General features: G+C 43.6%; 15 protein-coding genes. 2 read left to right on the forward strand and 13 right to left on the reverse strand.

Annotated features, from left to right (window positions below; translation table 11 throughout):
• Positions 1-158: 158 nt before the first annotated feature.
• Both M1F37_RS06685 and M1F37_RS06690 read left to right on the forward strand, forming a co-directional pair.
• Positions 159-1,613, forward strand: coding sequence for a sucrose-6-phosphate hydrolase (locus tag M1F37_RS06685; protein ID WP_247935219.1), 1,455 nt, complete (start codon positions 159-161; stop codon positions 1,611-1,613).
• Positions 1,594-2,559: a LacI family DNA-binding transcriptional regulator gene (locus tag M1F37_RS06690; RefSeq protein ID WP_247935220.1), complete on the forward strand. Its 966-nt coding sequence runs from the start codon at positions 1,594-1,596 to the stop codon at positions 2,557-2,559. Before M1F37_RS06685 ends, M1F37_RS06690 begins: the two co-directional genes overlap by 20 nt.
• A 189-nt stretch (positions 2,560-2,748) precedes the next feature.
• On the opposite strand, the gene M1F37_RS06695 is transcribed toward M1F37_RS06690, so the two are convergent.
• From M1F37_RS06695 to M1F37_RS06755, 13 genes are all read right to left on the reverse strand, one after another.
• Complete coding sequence (locus M1F37_RS06695; RefSeq protein WP_247935221.1) at positions 2,749-4,023, reverse strand: hydroxymethylglutaryl-CoA reductase, degradative; 1,275 nt, start codon at positions 4,021-4,023, stop codon at positions 2,749-2,751.
• Complete coding sequence (locus tag M1F37_RS06700; protein ID WP_247935222.1) at positions 4,023-5,195, reverse strand: hydroxymethylglutaryl-CoA synthase; 1,173 nt, start codon at positions 5,193-5,195, stop codon at positions 4,023-4,025. Before M1F37_RS06700 ends, M1F37_RS06695 begins: the two co-directional genes overlap by 1 nt.
• A gap of 113 nt (positions 5,196-5,308) precedes the next feature.
• Positions 5,309-5,758, reverse strand: coding sequence for a threonine/serine exporter family protein (locus M1F37_RS06705; protein WP_247935223.1), 450 nt, complete (start codon positions 5,756-5,758; stop codon positions 5,309-5,311).
• Between the two features lies 1 nt (position 5,759).
• Positions 5,760-6,518, reverse strand: coding sequence for a threonine/serine exporter family protein (locus M1F37_RS06710; protein ID WP_247935224.1), 759 nt, complete (start codon positions 6,516-6,518; stop codon positions 5,760-5,762).
• A gap of 88 nt (positions 6,519-6,606) precedes the next feature.
• A complete protein-coding gene (pknB, locus tag M1F37_RS06715) occupies positions 6,607-8,508 on the reverse strand; it encodes a Stk1 family PASTA domain-containing Ser/Thr kinase (RefSeq protein WP_247935225.1) in 1,902 nt (633 codons plus the stop codon).
• Positions 8,505-9,245, reverse strand: a complete 741-nt coding sequence (locus M1F37_RS06720; RefSeq protein WP_247935226.1) for a Stp1/IreP family PP2C-type Ser/Thr phosphatase — start codon at positions 9,243-9,245, stop codon at positions 8,505-8,507. Before M1F37_RS06720 ends, pknB begins: the two co-directional genes overlap by 4 nt.
• Positions 9,246-9,259: 14 nt before the next feature.
• Complete coding sequence (gene rsmB, locus M1F37_RS06725; RefSeq protein ID WP_247935227.1) at positions 9,260-10,573, reverse strand: 16S rRNA (cytosine(967)-C(5))-methyltransferase RsmB; 1,314 nt, start codon at positions 10,571-10,573, stop codon at positions 9,260-9,262.
• Positions 10,566-11,501, reverse strand: a complete 936-nt coding sequence (gene fmt / locus M1F37_RS06730) for a methionyl-tRNA formyltransferase (protein ID WP_247935228.1) — start codon at positions 11,499-11,501, stop codon at positions 10,566-10,568. Before fmt ends, rsmB begins: the two co-directional genes overlap by 8 nt.
• A 12-nt stretch (positions 11,502-11,513) precedes the next feature.
• Positions 11,514-13,910, reverse strand: a complete 2,397-nt coding sequence (locus M1F37_RS06735) for a primosomal protein N' (protein WP_247935229.1) — start codon at positions 13,908-13,910, stop codon at positions 11,514-11,516.
• A 216-nt stretch (positions 13,911-14,126) separates the two neighbouring features.
• A complete protein-coding gene (gene rpoZ, locus M1F37_RS06740) occupies positions 14,127-14,441 on the reverse strand; it encodes a DNA-directed RNA polymerase subunit omega (protein WP_088806302.1) in 315 nt (104 codons plus the stop codon).
• Between the two features lie 24 nt (positions 14,442-14,465).
• Positions 14,466-15,092 (reverse strand): guanylate kinase, encoded by a 627-nt coding sequence (gene gmk, locus M1F37_RS06745; RefSeq protein ID WP_247935230.1) that lies wholly within the window; start codon positions 15,090-15,092, stop codon positions 14,466-14,468.
• 129 nt (positions 15,093-15,221) lie between these two features.
• Positions 15,222-16,835, reverse strand: coding sequence for a ribonuclease Y (locus tag M1F37_RS06750; protein ID WP_000404936.1), 1,614 nt, complete (start codon positions 16,833-16,835; stop codon positions 15,222-15,224).
• Positions 16,836-16,998: 163 nt separating this feature from the next.
• Positions 16,999-18,096 (reverse strand): nucleotidyltransferase, encoded by a 1,098-nt coding sequence (locus tag M1F37_RS06755; RefSeq protein WP_247935231.1) that lies wholly within the window; start codon positions 18,094-18,096, stop codon positions 16,999-17,001.
• Position 18,097: the final 1 nt, after the last annotated feature.

Below are 18,097 nucleotides of genomic sequence, written 5' to 3' on the forward strand. Positions count from 1 at the left end.
ACTTTCTTTCAATTTTCTGTAGATAGATGACTGATTTCCTGCTTTTATTTTATGATAAACGTTTGACAGTTTTTTCTCTTTTTTAACATAAAAGGCTTGCATTTTTTATCGAAAACGGTTACTATTAAAAGTGATAAGATTTTCGGAGGAATGAATGAATGGAATGGACAACTGAGCGTCGTTACAGACTTTATCAAGATTGGACGCAAGAAGAAATTCAACATATAAAGGAAAATATGGCACAATCTCCATGGCATACTCATTACCATGTTGAGCCAAAAACAGGACTTCTCAACGACCCAAATGGCTTTTCTTACTTTGATGGCAAGTGGATTGTTTTTTACCAGAACTTCCCTTTTGGTGCAGCCCACGGCTTAAAATCTTGGGTTCAGCTTGAAAGTGATGATTTGGTTCACTTTAGAGAAACCGGGGTCAAAGTTTTGCCTGATACTCCATTAGATAGCCACGGTGCTTACTCTGGTTCTGCCATGCAGTTTGGCGATAACTTGTTCCTATTTTATACAGGAAATGTCCGTGATGAAAACTGGATCCGTCACCCGTACCAGATTGGAGCTTTGATGGATAAGGATGCCAAGATTACAAAGATTGACAAGATCTTGATTGACCAGCCTGCTGACTCAACTGACCACTTCCGTGACCCACAAATTTTTAATTTCAAAGGTCAATACTATGCTATCGTCGGTGGACAGGACTTGGAGAAAAAAGGCTTTGTTCGTCTCTATAAGGCTTTAGACAACGACTATACAAACTGGCAAGCAGTTGGCGACCTTGACTTTGCTAACGACCGTACTGCCTACATGATGGAATGCCCAAATCTGGTCTTTGTAGGGGAGCAACCTGTCCTCCTCTACTGTCCACAAGGATTGGATAAGAAAGTTCTAGACTACGATAATATCTATCCAAATATGTATAAGATTGGGGCTTCCTTTGACCCTGAAAATTCCAAAATGGTAGATGTGTCTCAACTTCAAAACATGGATTATGGTTTCGAAGCCTATGCAACTCAAGCCTTCAACGCTCCTGACGGACGTGCTCTAGCAGTTAGCTGGCTTGGTTTACCAGATGTTTCTTACCCATCTGACCGTTTTGACCACCAAGGAACCTTCTCTTTGGTCAAAGAACTCACTATCAAAGACGGTAAACTCTACCAATACCCAGTCGCAGCTATCAAGGACCTTCGTGCTTCTGAAGAGATGTTCTCAAATCGTGCTCAAACCAAGAACACATACGAACTCGAACTCAACTTAGAAGCCAATAGTCAGAGCGAGATTGTCTTACTTGCTGACAAAGAAGGCAAGGGACTTTCCATCAACTTTGACCTTGTAAATGGTCAAGTGACAGTGGATCGTAGCCAAGCTGGTGAACAGTATGCCCAAGAATTTGGTACAACTCGTTCTTGCCCAATCGACAATCAGGCCACTACTGCCACGATTTTCATCGATAACTCTGTCTTTGAAATTTTCATCAACAAAGGAGAAAAAGTATTTTCTGGTCGTGTTTTCCCACATGCAGACCAAAATGGTATCCTGATCAAATCTGGAAACCCAACTGGAACTTACTATGAATTAGATTATGGTCGCAAAACTAACTGATGTCGCCAAACTTGCAGGCGTCAGCCCTACTACCGTTTCTCGGGTTATCAATAAAAAAGGTTATCTATCTGAAAAAACCATCCAAAAAGTCAATGAAGCCATGCGGGAATTGGGCTATAAACCCAACAACCTAGCTCGTAGTCTGCAAGGAAAATCAGCTAAGTTAATCGGTTTGATTTTCCCAAATATTTCCAACGTTTTCTATGCAGAATTGATTGACAAGTTGGAACACCAACTCTTCAAGAATGGTTACAAGGTCATCATCTGCAACAGCGAACACGATTCTGAGAAGGAACGCGAATACATCGAAATGTTAGAAGCCAATCAGGTGGACGGCATCATTTCTGGCAGTCACAACTTGGGAATTGAAGACTACAATCGTGTAACAGCGCCGATTATTTCCTTTGACCGAAATCTGTCACCAGATATTCCTGTCGTTTCCTCTGACAACTATGCTGGTGGAGTTCTTGCTGCCCAGACCTTGGTTAAGACAGGCGCCCAGTCTATCATCATGATTACAGGGAATGACAATTCCAATTCGCCAACTGGACTGCGCCACGCTGGTTTTGCTTCTGTACTCCCCAAAGCTCCTATTATTAATGTTTCCAGTGACTTTTCTCCTGTCAGAAAAGAAATGGAAATCAAGAATATCTTGACTCAGCAAAAGCCAGATGCCATTTTTGCTTCGGATGATTTGACAGCTATTCTGGTCATTAAAATCGCTCAAGAACTGGGAATCTCTGTTCCTGAAGAGCTCAAGGTTATCGGATACGATGGTACCTACTTTATCGAGAATTACTATCCTCATTTGACGACTGTGAAACAACCTATGGAAGAAATTGCCTGCCTCACTGTTGACCTCCTCTTGCAAAAGATCGAAGGCAAGGAAGTCGCAACAACAGGTTACTTTTTACCAGTTACATTATTGCCTGGAAAAAGTATTTAATACTCTTCGAAAATCTCTTCAAACCACGTCAGCGTCGCCTTACCGTAGATATATGTAACTGACTTCGTCAGTCTTATCTACAACCTCAAAGCAATGCTTTGAGCAACCTACGGCTAGCTTCCTAGTTTGCTTTTTGATTTTCATTGAGTATAAGTACAAGAAAACTCAGACTGATTTGTCTGAGTTTTTTTATGATCTTAAATTTTCGAGATAGCGCTGGGCTGTCTCTAGGTTAAAAGTTTTATCTGCGATGAGGCGCTCGACTAGAGGAGCTACCTCGGTTTCACTAGCACCTGCTAGGAGAGCTAAGGATTTGGCCTGCAATTTCATGTGGCCTTGCTGGATTCCTGTACTGACCAGAGCTTTCAGGGCCGCAAAGTTTTGGGCAAGCCCGGTAGACACGATAATCTGGGCTAATTCTTTGGCAGAAGGATTTCCCAGTAGTTCATGACTGAGAGCTACACGAGGATTGAGGCCGATAGAACCACCCTTAGTCGCTACAGGCATGGGCAGAGTCATTTCACCGATCAATTCTTCTCTTTCAAGGTCCAGTGTCCAGCGACTAAGACCTTGGTAGTGTCCATCTCGACTGACAAAGGCATGGGCCCCTGCTTCAATGGCACGCCAGTCATTACCAGTGGCAATCAAAATGGCATCAATACCATTAAAAATCCCTTTATTATGAGTAGCAGCTCGGTAAGGATCAGCCTGCGCAAACTGACTAGCCAAAGCTATTTTCTCCGCAATCTCTCGCCCTTGATCCTTTTGGCGGCTCAAATAGCGAAAGGCAATGCGACAGCTTGCAGTCACCAGAGAATCGGTCGCGTAGTTGGACAGGATTCCCATGAGACTCTGTCCCTGACTGAGTTCTTCTAAGACTGGTTTCAAGGCCTCCAGCATGGTGTTGAGCATATTGGCACCCATGGCTTCCTGGGTATCGACATGGAGATAAACGACAAGGAAGTCAGTTTCACCTTTAATCTCTTCTACATGCAAATCACGCGCACCGCCTCCACGTTTAACGATAGAAGGATAGGCTTGATTAGCAAGTTCCAAGAGCTCTGCCTTCTTGCTCGCAATCTTCTCTTGCGCTTGTTCAGGATCAGCAACTTGATAAAGGGCTACCTGTCCAATCATCTGACGCTCATGCACTTGAGCAATAAAGCCACCTGCTCGCTTGATGATTTTACTGGCATAGCTGGCCGCAGCAACCACTGATGGTTCTTCTGTCACATAGGGAACGGTGTATTCCTGACCGTTGACAAGAATCTCCGGAACCAGCGAATAAGGCAGAGAAAAAGTTCCCACTACATTCTCACTCAGCTGGTCTGCGACAGTCACACTCATCTGTTCATCCTGCTCCAGACTCACTTGTCTCTCAGGACTAAGGAGCGCCTGAGCTTTTAACAGCTCGAGGCGCTCTTGGTATGATTTTTTAGAAAATCCATTCCAACTTATCTTCATTATTTTTCAACCTTGCTATAACGGCGTTGGTGGTCGAGAATTTCAACCAAGGCAAAATCTTGATTTTCATAGCCAGCAAACTGGGCAGAGTTTGTTTCATCCAAGTCTACTTCCTCAAAGAAGACCTTTTCATAGTCTGCAACTGATAGAGCAGTTCTTTGGTTGAGCTTGTTCAAACGGTCTTTATCTAGATAGGCTTCATATCCTTCAACCAATTCACCACTAAAGAACTCAGCCACAGCACCACTTCCGTAACTATAAAGGGCGATTTTATTCCCAGCCTTCAAGCTATCTGTATTTTCCAAAAGAGACAGAAGTCCAAGGAAGAGGGAACCTGTGTAGATATTCCCCACCTTTTGACTGTAGAGAATAGACTGGTCAAAATGCTTTTGCAAAAGGTCTTTTTTCTCTTGGGGCAGGCTCTTATCCATGATTTTTTTCAAGCCTTTTAGCGCTAATTTAGGGTAAGGCAAGTGGAAACAAACAGCCGCAAAATCATCCAAAGTAAGCTGGTAGCGTTTTTGGTATTCAAGCCATGTCGTTTTCAAACTATCCAAATATTGTTGGGTAGAATAGACACCATTTACATAAGGCGTTGTCGAGTAATTTGGACGCCAGAAATCCATGATGTCACGGGTCTGAGCTACATTGTCATTATTAAAGGCCATAATGCGTGGATTTTGTGTAATCAACATAGCTACACTTCCAGCACCTTGAGTTGGTTCTCCTGGAGTTTCAATACCATACTTGGCAATATCACTGGCAATAACCAAGACTTTGGACTCTGGAGAATTTTCCACATGTAATTTGGCATAATGAAGAGCAGCTGTCGCTCCATAGCAGGCTTCTTTAATCTCGAAACTACGAGCAAAGGGCTGGATGCCCAGCAAGCCATGCACAAAGACGGCCGCAGCCTTACTCTGGTCAATTCCTGACTCGGTAGCCACAATGACCATATCGATTTCTGCTCTTTCTTGCTCAGTTAAAATAGAGTCACTTGCACTGGCCGCCAAGGTCACAATGTCCTCAGTTAGGGGCGCAATACTCAATTCTTTGAGCAAGAGTCCTTTGCTTAATTTTTCAGGGTCAATTCCCCTCGCTTCTGCTAAGTCTTGTAATTTCAAGACATATTGACTGGTCGCAAAACCAATCTTATCAATACCGATTGTCATATTTACCTCTGTTTTATCATTCATTGTAAAAAATCGTTCTATACTATTTTATCACAAATAGCAGTAAAAGAGAGAAAAAAGACTTGATTCACCAAATCAAGTCGCTTAGTAATCTAACTTTTATGCTGTTTTAGTAAATAGGAATAAAGTCTGAGAATTACTGTTCCGCTAGCCATTCCAATGGAAATCACCAAAGCCAACATAACAACCAAGGTTGCACTAGCAATGGCGTGACTATAATCCCCCGTCACAAAAAAGGCGGTTGTCCGATAAGAAAGATAACCCGGAACCAGAGGTGCCAATATTGCCAAGATAAAGACTACAGCAGGAGTCTTATAAAGAATACTTAAAATCTGGCTGACACAAGAACCGATAATGGCCGCAATGAAAGTGGCTACGATGACATTGGTTGGTTCCTTTAGCAAGAGATAGATTAGCCAGACAGCCATGCCCAAAATCCCTCCAGGTAAGAGCATAGACCGTTGCACATTGAGTACGATTAAAAAAGTGATAATAGCAAGAAGACTTGCCACTGCTTGTAATAAAAAGGTAGTTAGTGTCATATTAGTTCATCAATACCAAGGCGACAGAAGTTCCTGCCCCTAAAGCGAGGGTAATGAGCAGGGATTCAAACATCTTACTCATACCAGAGTTTATGTGGTTGGTCATAATATCACGAACCGCGTTGGTCAAGGCAATCCCTGGTACAAAAGGCATGACCGCACCAGCTATAATCAAATCTGCTGTTGAAGGAAAGCCTGTGTAGCGAGCCCAAAACTGGGCTATCAGCCCAAAGACAAAGGCTCCAGCAAAGGCTGTTACAAAAGGAATTCGGATAAACTTCTCTACATAGAGTGAAAAGACAAAACCAAATAAGGTAGCCACTCCTGCCCCAAGTGCGTCGTAGATATTTCCACCAAACATAACAGAAAAAAAGGGAGCACTACAAGTTGCTGCAAGAGTTACCTGTAATTTTGTATAAGGAAGGGGTTGGACTTGCAAGGCTGTCAATTGCTTGAAAGCTGTCTCTAAATCAATCTTCCCCCCAACCAGCTGTCGAGAAATCTGGTTCACATCGCAGACTTTTTCAATGTTATAAGAAGAGGAGGTCACGCGCTTCATGCGCGAAATATTGGTATTTTCAATGGAGAAAAAGATAGCTGCAGGCATGGCAAGAACATTGCAATCTACAATCCCCTGCGAATGCGCAATACGAATCATGGTATCTTCTACGCGATGAATCTCTGAACCACTTTTTAGGAGAATGGTTCCTGCTAGCATAATCACATCAATGACGGCATTTAATTCTCTTGATTCTTCCATGCTTTCCTCCTTTTATCACCTCCCTCTATTTTATCACAAATCTGGAGTCAAAAAAAATCTTTGCCATGAAATCATGACAAAGATTCGTTTAATCACGAGAATTTCCGTGGTTCCCTTCACTACTTGATTGAGTAGTAGCAGGTGGATTCTCTCGTTGATTTCCTTGTTGGTTCCCCTGATTTGGTGTTGTAGTAGAACCTTGGTTTCCACGTTGGGCTGGTGCTGATGATGACGTTGACGGCGGTGTTTTTGGTTTGTAGATTGAAATCTTGACACGCGTATTAGTCAAATCAACCTTTTCACCTGCTTTTGGACTCTGTTCAACGACTGTACCTTCAGCAGTTCCAGCGGGAGCTGTCGACACTTCTACAACTTCAATATTGGCTTCTTTCACCCCAACAATTTGAATCAAGTTATTTTTAGTGAATTCAAGACTAGATCCTGTATAACTTGGCATGGCAACGCTAGTTACTTTCTTAGCAACGGTTAAGGTAATCGTTGAGGCCTTGCTCAAATCATAGGTTGTTCCGGCAGCTGGACTCTGTCTGAGAACAGTTCCTGCTTCACTCTCACTTGATTCTTCTTCCTCGATCTTGATGAGATTTTCAGGAACCTTCTTCTGCTTGAGTTCTGCGATAACATCTGTCGATTTACGGCCGATATAGTTACTCAATTGGAAAGATTGCTTACCTGATGAGACAACCAAATTGATTTTCGTTCCTTCTTTTCGACCAGTTCCAGCGTCAGGATCTGTACGAATAATCCGCCCTTCTTCCACCTTTTCACTAGCCTCTGATTTCTCCTCGCCAATCTCAAAATTGGCTTTCTTGAGAGTTTCCTTGGCCTCCGCAACTGTCTTACCTGCCACATCTGGAATAGCAATAGTTGCAGGAGTTCTGGATAGTATCCAAATCAGAGAGGCTGCCACCAAAACAATGCTGGCCAATAAAATCATATAACGAACTCTAAATTTCCGTTTCTTAACAGGCTTGGTTGCGTAATCGTCTTCTGAAACCTGCTGACTCGGCTTCGCAGCCTGTGGCTTCGGACTTTGTGTTTGTACCTTAGGAATCGAGGTCAAGGTACTCTGGGATACTTTTGGTAGAGTCTTGGTGTCTGCCTTAGTAGTATCATTAAATACCAGTTTAGGCTCATTTCGACGATTATAAGACAAGCTACTAGACAAGTCCACATACATCTCTGCAACTGACTGATAACGATCTGTCAATTTCTTGGCAGTTGCCTTGATAACAACATTTTCCAAAGCCTGAGGCACAGATGGATTTTCATCAATAACTGACGGTAGTGGTTTCTGGAAATGCTGGAGGGCGATAGTCACCGCACTATCCCCGTCATAAGGGATATGGCCTGTCAGCATCTCATAGAAAATAATCCCCATGGCATAGATATCACTCTGTACAGTCGCCTTAGAACCACGCGCCTGCTCTGGTGACAAGTAATGAACTGACCCCAGCATAGAGTTAGTCTGGGTCAGACTCGTCTCAGCAAAGGCTACTGCAATCCCAAAGTCTGTAACCTTGGCAGTCCCATCTGGTGTCAAGAGGATATTTTGAGGTTTCAAGTCCCTATGGACAATTCCTCTGGTATGGGCCAAACGCATAGCCAATAGGATTTGTCCCATAATACGGACGGCTTCTTCATTAGAGAGAGGATAGTGTTCCTTGATATAGCGTTTGAGGTCTAGTCCAGCAACATACTCCATTGCAAGATACTGTTGACCGTCTTCCTCACCAATATCTGTTATCCGAACGATATGAGGATGGTCTAGATCCGCCATAGCTCTCGCTTCACGCTGAAAACGAGCTACAGCTATCGGGTCCGTCTGGTAGTTGGTCCTCAGGACCTTCACTGCCACTTCTTCTCCGTCTAGAATCAAATCTTTGGCCAGGTAGACATCTGCCATACCTCCACGGCCAATTTGTTTGACAATCCGATACCGCCCGGCAAAAATCTTGCCGATCTGGATCATTGTGCCGCCTCCTCCTCAATAGAAACAAGAGCAACTGTGATGTTATCAAGCCCTCCGGCATTGTTTGCAAAACGAATCAAGGTCGCTGCTTTATCATCAAGTGAGATATCACTTGTGACAATATCACAGATTTCACTAGCTGAAATCATATTTGTCAGACCATCGCTATTGAGCAAGAGATAGTCTCCTGGCTCAAGGGTAATCATTCCAAAATCAGGCTGAATTTCATCTTTTTGACCGATAGATTGAGTAATAATATTCTTTTGTGGGTGACTAGCTGCTTCTTCTGGCGTCAATTGACCAGCTTTAAGCAATTCATTGACCAAGGAATGGTCGCTCGTTAACTGATGATACTCTTCCCCACGAATCAAACCGATACGAGAATCTCCAATGTGGGCATAGATAGCCTGATTGCCAATAATAGCAACAGCCTCAAGAGTTGTTCCCATTCCTTTATAGGCATCATCTTGTCCAAGTTGATGAATCTTTTGATTTTCAATTTCTAGGTAATTGGCGAACCATTCACGCACTTCATTGACTGTATCGATTTGGGTATCAACCCAAGCTATACCTAGATCTGTTACTGCCATTTCACTAGCGATATTCCCTGCGCGATGACCTCCCATCCCATCAGCTAAAATAATCATGGTACGCCCAGCTCTATTGACATAGTGGTTAACATAGTCTTGGTTATTTGTTCGTTTCTGACCAACATCTGTTAATAATGAAATTTCCATGTGTCAGTTCCTTCCTAATCCGATATCTTACGAAATTGACTGATGAAGAATCCATCACTTCCATACAATTCAGGTGTAATGAGGATACAGCCGTCTTTCATGATATCCTTACATTCATGTTCTAGTTTTACCTGCTCAAATTCAGGATGACTTTCTAAAAATGCCTGTACGACTTGAAAGTTCTCTTCTGAGACGATAGTACAGGTACTATAAGTTATTATACCACCTTTGCCTAGTGTTTGACAAACACTACCTAATATTTCCAGCTGAATTTCCTGTAAGGACGCAAAATCTGCCGTTTCTTTATTGTATTTAATGTCTGGTTTACGGCGCAGAAGACCAATGCCTGAACAGGGAGCATCCACCAAAATCTTATCAAATGAATCCTGACCAAAAAACTCATGCACCTTTCTAGCATCCAATTTTTGCGTTTGAACCCGATCTGCAACTCCTAAACGCTCTGCATTTTCTTGGATTAAGTCCAACTTGTGGTCATACAAGTCCAGAGCAGTAACCTGACCTGTCGTGAGATAAGAGGCTATATGGGCTGTTTTTCCACCTGGAGCGGCACAGGCATCTAGGACCTGCTCATTACCTTGTAAATCAAGCGTTGGAGCAACCAACTGGCTGGACTCGTCTTGGATGGTAATGGAACCATCCGCAAACAAATCATGGCCTGCAAAATGCCCCTGCTCCTTAACCAGACCAGAAGGAGACAAGGATGAGTCACTGGCCTCCAACAAGGCTTGGATTTCTTCTTTTCGGTCAAGGTCTGTTACACGGATACTGGCTTTATTCCGTTGTAAAAGACTTTCAAAAATAGCCTGCGCTCGCTCCTCTCCGTATTCCTCCTTGAGCTTGGCAACTAGCCAAACCGGAAGAGAATAGGCAATGGAATCACGCTTGTTTTTTCTTTTGATACTAGAAATATCTGGCCAGCCTTCACGCAGAATACGACGAAGGATGGCATTGACCAATTTTTCACTGCCTTTTTTACGGACTTTGGCCAATTCCACTGCTTCATTGACCACAGCATGGTCTGGAATTTTATCCAGATAGCGGAGTTGGTAGGCACTCATGAGAAGAAGAACATAGAGCCAGCTGTCTAACTGGTCTCTATCTTGGATAAAGTGAGATAAGTACCATTCCAAAGTTAGTTTACGGGCTACCGTTCCATAGACCAGCTCGGTCACCAATCCCTTGTCTGCTGCAGAGAGCTGACTTCCTTTGAGATGCTTATTTAAGGAGATGTTTGAGTATGCTTGATTGATAAAGACATCCTCTAATACTGCTAGGGCTAAACTTCTAGCCGTTTCTACTTTAGTCACCAAATCGTTCTCCTACAGTCAGTGTACGTCCAACTCCATTGAGGAAGGAAGCAATGTCCATCTTAGGCTTACCAGCTGGCTGCACTTGTTTGAGGGATAGAGCTCCTTGAGCCGTTGCGACAATCAATTCTTTCTTACCAATAGAGAGGATTTCACCTGGATTTCCCTGACCTTCTACTGGTAGGGCTTCATAAATCTTAAAGCGGTCGCCCTTGAGGAAAGTATGGGCAACAGGCCATGGATTCATCCCACGGATTTGGTTAAAGAGTTGACGATTGGTCTTGTTCCAGTCCAATTTTTCTTCCTCAGGTTTGATATTTGGTGAGAAAGTTACTTGGCTTGGATCCTGGGGTTGAGGTTGAATTTCCACAGCAATATAGGCAGGTAGAGTGTCCAAAAGCAAATCACGACCAACTAGCGCCAATTTCTCAAACAAGGTACCGACATTGTCCTCATCCGTGATCGGAATACTGCGACGAGAAATCATATCTCCTGCATCCATTTCCTTAACCATTTCCATAATGGTCACACCAGCTTCCTCATCCCCTTGGATCAAGGCATAATGGATTGGAGCACCACCACGGTGTTTAGGAAGAAGAGAAGCGTGAACATTGACCGCAAAGTCCATACTATCAAGGAGTTTACTTGGAAGAAACTGCCCAAAAGCAGCAGTCACAATTCCATCAGCTCCTAGCTTCATAATCGCTTCCATCTCTGGACTTCCAGATAATTTTTCAGGTTGATAAATAGGAAGGCCTGCTTCCTTGGCAGCCTGCTTGACTGGGGTTTCTTGGATCACTTTTTTACGCCCAACAGCCCGGTCTGGCTGGGTCACAACAGCTAGAATTTCGTAACGGTCGTCTGTCAAAAGTCCTTTTAAGACTGTTGCTGAAAATTCGGGGGTCCCCATAAAGATTAGTTTTGTCATATCTTCTCCTTCTTATAAAAATTGCTGTGGCTCATGATCAATGCTGAGACGGAGCTCACTATTTTCCCGTTCTTGAGTCAAGGCCAAAACTTGGTTGAGTGTTGAGCCAAGCTCATCTTCTAAACGATATTTGATTAAAATTTGATAATGGTAGAGGTTATGAGTGCGGGCGATTGGTTTTGGTGTTGGTCCAAGAATTTTACTAGTATCGGACAAACCAGACCGCAAAATCTCCATGACTTCATAAGCACGTTTGACCACCTCTTCTTCTTTCTTGTGAGAAAGGGTAATTCCAATCGTAAAATAGTAAGGTGGATAGCCTAATTGTCGTCTGATTCCCATTTCATAGGCATAAAAGCCTTCATAATCCTGATCCTTGGCAAATCTTATAGCATAGTGCTGTGGATTGTAAGACTGGATTAAGACCTGACCGGCTTTTTCAGCCCGACCTGCCCGACCTGCAACCTGAGTCAAAAGTTGAAAGGTTCTCTCAGAAGAACGAAAATCAGGCAGATTCAAAGCTGTATCCGCATTTAGAACTCCGACTAAGGTCACATTTGGAAAATCCAAGCCCTTGGCAATCATTTGTGTGCCAAGCAAGATATCCGCTTCTCCTCGTCCAAACTGGTCAAGCAGAGCTTGGTGACTACCTTTCTTACGAGTCGTATCTACATCCATGCGTAAAATCCGAGCCTGAGGAAAGAGTTCTGCCAGCTCGTCATAAGCCTTCTGTGTCCCTGTCCCATAGTAACGAATGCTGCGACTCTTACAGTTAGGGCAAACCTGAGGAATATCCTTCGAAAAACCACAATAATGACAATTCATGGTCTTGGTATCCATGTGCAAGGTTAGAGAAATGTCACAGTTGGGACAAGTATCCACAGTCCCACATTCCCGGCACATAACAAAGCTAGAATAGCCACGGCGATTGAGCATGAGAACCACCTGCTCTTTTTTAGCTAGACGGTCTTGAATGGCTTCTAGCAAAGGGGGCGTAAAGTTTGATGTCTCATTCTGTCCAATATAGTCCCGAAAATCAATCACTTGAACCTCGGGGATCGTGGCCAAAGGATTGGCACGTTGCGTCAGACGTAAGTGCTGATAAACGCCTTTTCCAGCCCTCGCACGGCTCTCTAAGCTCGGTGTCGCAGACCCAAGCACCAAAGCTGCTTGATTATACTTAGCCCGTAAAATAGCCACCTCTCTGGCATGGTAACGAGGATTACTGTCCTGCTTATAAGTCGCTTCATGTTCCTCATCAATAATCATAACACCCAGATTTTTCAGCGGAGCAAAGATAGCCGATCTGGCACCAACAACAACTTGAGCATCGCCACGTTCTACCTTGCGCCATTCATCATACTTTTCACCATTGGACAGGCCTGAGTGAAGTATGGCAACCTTGTCCCCAAAACGAGCGATAAAACGCTCCGTCATCTGAGGAGTCAAGGAAATCTCAGGTACCAGCAAAATAGCTGTCTTGCCCTTATCCAAAGCACCTTGGATAATCTGCAAGTAAACCTCAGTCTTCCCACTTCCTGTAATCCCTTGAAGGAGGAAGGGTGGCTGATGACTGCCAATCGCACTGACAACCGCATCTCGCGCCTGTCCTTGTTCTGGATTCAACTCCAAAGGTCGACTTGCCTCTATGCCTTCAAAATAAGCAGCTGAGCGTTGAACTTCCTTTTGAACTATGGTAACAGCACCTTGTTCCACAAAGAAGTTGACTTGCTCACGCGAGTAGGACTCTAACAAACTAGCCAAAGAAGCACTCTCCGGATGAGACAGCAAATAGTCTCTCAATTCCAACTTTTTCTTGGCGCGTGCAGAAATCTCGACACCTTCTAACTGAACAAGGTCGACTTCATACCAGGACTGGGTCTTGACCTTCTTTTGATCGACTGCCTGATATTCCAGACCAAGCAGGCCTTTTCTTGTCAAACGCATCATTTCAGCTTGCTTAGCTAAATCTAAAGAAGAAAAGGCTAGCGAATCTTCAGAACCAAACAAGCGCTCTTTGTCTGCCTGACTTAGACCTTCCAGAGGATAGAGAATCTTGTCATAGCTGGAATTTAGAAATCCCGGCAACATGGCCTTGAGGATGGAGATTTTGTAGGAGAAGACAGATTTGCGAAGCTCCTCAGCCAGCCAGAGTTGTTCTTTCGTGAGAACGGGAGAAAAATCCAGCACCTCGGCTATATCTTTTAAATCTTGCTCCATTTCTTCTTCATATGATTGAGACTCTAAACCAAGAACAATACCTTGAATCAGGCGATTTCCCTTACCAAAGGGCACGTGAACCCGCATCCCAACCTCCAGCATTCCCAGAAATTCCTCCGGAATCCTATAACTATAGGGCTGGTCTGTCTGCATCAAGGGTACATCTACGATAATCTTTGCGATTGCCATCTTCTCACCTCCTCCTTGTCATACTCTTCGAAAATCTCTTCAAACCACGTCAGCGTCGCCTTACCGTATATATGTTACTGACTTCGTCAGTCCTATCAGCAACCTCAAAACCGTGTTTTGAGCAACCTGCGGCTAGCTTCCTAGTTTGCTTTTTGATTTTCATTGAGTATCAGTATATTCTTGCAATAGAAAAAATAAGATTGAGTCCCCCCAACCTTAAATTTTTTCACCATCTTCTTTTTCTTTAGCGATTTGCTCTTTGATTTTCTTTTCTTCTTCTTCTTTGCGGCGTTTTTCTTCTTCAATACGGCGACGCACTGCTTCACGTTTTCCTTCTGGATCTGGGTGAATTGTAACGTTTCCTGATTCGATTTCTTCTAAAGCGCGAAGAGTTGATTTTTCAGACTTGAAACCTTGAGTTGCTGGCACACCTGCTTCCAATTCGTGGGCACGTTTTGCTTCCAAGATTACGAGTGAATATTTTGAAGGAACCTTGTCGAGCAAGGTATCAATAGAGGGTTTTAACATCATTTGCTTGTACCTATTTTCTAAATTTTATCGGGTAGTTGGAGATTTTGGTAACATCTCCTGATAGTGACCAATGACACGATCCACACGGAAGTGCTCTGCTTCAATCACACGTTTGACACGCTCAGCAGCTAGGGGCACCTGATCGTTGACAATCGCATAATCATACTCACGCATGAGAGCAATTTCTTCCTTGGCTTTTTCGATTCGTTGGGCAATTACTTCTGCACTGTCTGTTCCACGACCTACCAAACGATCCTGCAATTCATCCAAATCTGGTGGTGTCAGGAAGATAAAGACAGCATCTGGAACCTTTTTCTTGACCTGAAGAGCACCTTGAACTTCAATTTCAAGGAAAACATCGATTCCCTTGTCCAAGGTTTCATTGACATAGGTCAGAGGAGTTCCATAGTAGTTGCCGACATATTCTGCGTATTCCAACATCTGTCCTTGACGAATCAGCTCTTCAAACTCTTTCCGAGTACGGAAGAAATAATCAACACCGTCCACTTCTCCAGGACGTTGTGCGCGTGTCGTCATCGATACAGAGTATTGAAATTGGTTTTCAGAACTCTCAAAAATCTCTCTTCTAACCGTTCCTTTTCCAACCCCTGAAGGACCAGAAAAAACGATTAGTAAGCCTCGGTCTGCCATTGTGTCTCCTTTTAGTCAGTCTGTGAAATAACATTTCTCTAGAATAATGGCAAAAAGCCAGATTATCCTTTACAGTCTTTCTATCTAGTGTAACAAAAAAGCAGTAATTTTTCAACTGCTCTTTCTTATTTATTTAGCATAATCTACTGCACGAAGCTCGCGAATCACGGTTACCTTGATATTTCCTGGGTAATCGAGATTATTTTCAATTTTCTCACGAACTTTGTGAGCCAAGATTGTGACTTTGTCGTCTTTGATTTGTCCTGGATTGACCATGATACGGATTTCACGTCCTGCTTGAAGAGCAAAGCTAGTTTGTACTCCTTCAAAGCCATTCGCAATTTCTTCCAAATCATGAAGACGCTTGATATAGCTTTCAAGAGACTCACTACGAGCACCTGGACGGGCTGCGCTCAAGGCATCTGCTGCAGCAACGATAACTGCAATCACGCTTTCAGCTTCAACATCACCATGGTGACTAGCAATCGTATTTACCACAACTGGGTGTTCCTTGTACTTACGAGCCAATTCCATACCAATTTCAACGTGGCTACCCTCAACCTCACGGTCGATGGCTTTCCCGATATCGTGAAGGAATCCAGCACGACGGGCAAGAGCCGCATTTTCACCAAGCTCACTCGCCATGATACCAGCCAGCTTAGCAACTTCAATCGAATGACGCAAGACGTTTTGTCCATATGAAGTACGGAACTGCAAACGTCCCATTATCTTCATCAAATCTGGATGAAGGTTTGGTGCACCAATCTCATAGGCAGCAGCCTCACCGTATTCACGGATTTTATTGTCAATCTCCTGACGGTTTTTCTCAACCAACTCTTCGATACGAGCTGGGTGAATACGACCATCCTTGAGCAACATTTCCATAGTCATGCGGGCAATCTCACGACGAATCGGATCAAATCCTGACAAGGTCACCACTTCTGGCGTATCATCGATAATCACATCGACCCCTGTCAAGCTTTCAAAGGTACGAATGTTACGACCTTCACGACCAATAATACGTCCCTTCATAGTATCATCCGGCAGATGAACTGTTGAGTTTGTTGACTCCGCTACATATTCACCAGCGATACGTTGCATAGCTTGAACCAAGATGTCCTTGGCCATTTTGTCAGAACGTTCCTTGACCTCTTGCTCAGCTTCGCGAATGCGACTGGCAATCTCCTTGGTCAAGTTCTCCTCTGTCTGAGCCAAGATAATATCTCGTGCTTCTGCCTGAGACAGAGCACCAATACGCTCTAGTTCAGCTTCTTTTTGTCTTTCGACTTCCTCTAATTGCTCTTCACGCGCATCAAGGTTTTTCGCCCTATCAGAAATACTTTGTTCTTTTTGTTCAAGTGTTTGTTCTTTACTCGTCAAATTGTCGTCCTTACGGTCAAGGCTAGTAGCTCTCTCTGTCAAACGACTTTCGATTTGTTTGAGTTCTTGACGTTCTGATTTGAATTCAGCGTCCACTTCTTCACGGTATTTTCTGGCTTCTTCTTTGGCCTCCAATAGTGCTTCTTTTTTAAGAGACTTGCTTTCACGTTTGGCTTCATTAACAAGTAAATCCGCTTCACGCTCAGCTTGTCCACGTAAATTAGTTGCTTCTTGTTCAGCATTTAAAAGCATCAACTCCGCAGCTTCCTGAGATGATTTCATCTTGGCTGAGATGCTGACATATCCAATGACTAAACCAATGATGACGGCAAAAACAGCAATCGCAAGCGACATGATTTCCATGTTTTTACCTCATTTTATTGTTATTCCGAATGACATACATTCTTTTACATTCTACCATAAAAAAGTGATTTTCACAAACCTAAAATAGAATATGTTTTTGGGAATTTATAATACATTTACTAAAATAAACTTGTTTTTTAGAAAAGCCTACCTTTCAGTAGACTTAGTTTGATTCTATTCTAATGGGTACTCTGCCGAAATTCTGTTCTGCTATACTCGGGTGTCCTAGTTGGTAGATTTGATCTGCCTTTTGGGTCACGGCATCCCAGGTTTTTTTTCCAATTCGGCTGACTAGATGGATCTGCCCTTTCAAAGACTTAAGATGTTGTCTGCCTTTTTCGGTAAAGCCAAGGACATGGATACCTTCTGGCAAGTCACTTTCTCTGGCCTGCACCAAGATATAGGTCAAGAGACGTCTGACACGCGCCTTGGTGTAGCGTTTGGTCGCAACCGCCTCGATCAATTCGTCAACAGACTGAGCTGTCTTGATGGCATCCTTGATGCGCACTGCCATTTCTTGATTAACCTGATAAATAGTACTTAGGTCTGGATTTGAAAAGATTTGATAGCGTAAAAGTGGAAAATAATCTTCCCAGCTCACCTTACTAGTCTGCTCAAAGAGGGCAGCAGAGGGCATAAAGCGTTCTAAGAAATCTTGGTCTGACTGATGCTGACGCAGGGCTGTCGCCGAGGCAAAGTCCACATCCTTGTCCACAGAATGATAACCTGCCCCCTGACGCTGAATCGGGTGCAACTTGATGTTTCGTGCAGCAAGCGCCTTGGCATAGGCCAGAGCAAGGACATGATTGGGCGTATTGCCTGAAAAATCAAGACCTGCAAATTCCTTCCACATAGCTTGGGTTTTCTGGGGATAGGAGAGGGAATCAGGAAGATTTTCCACAAATTTCTCCATCTCAGCACCCTGCTCTGTGTATAAATCAGCGATTTTCTGGTAATCTAGAACTTCCTCCGTCCCAAAAGCTAGAATATCAATGCCCAAACGAGCCAAGATGTCCACAGCCCCTTGGCCAAAGAAATCTGCTGCCTGAACACTGACTAAAAAGGGCAATTCTACTACCAAGTCTGCGCCATTTTCCAATGCCATTTGGGCTCGTGTCCACTTGTCCACAATTGCAGGCTCACCTCTCTGCATAAAATTCCCTGACATAGCCACGATTTTCAGTCCATCAGCCTGATCTAGCAGGTATTTGTGGCCATTGTGAAAAGGATTGAACTCCGCTATAATACCTGTGATGGTCATG

It is taken from the genome of Streptococcus mitis (genome assembly GCF_023109105.1).
Lineage (GTDB): Bacteria > Bacillota > Bacilli > Lactobacillales > Streptococcaceae > Streptococcus > Streptococcus mitis_BW.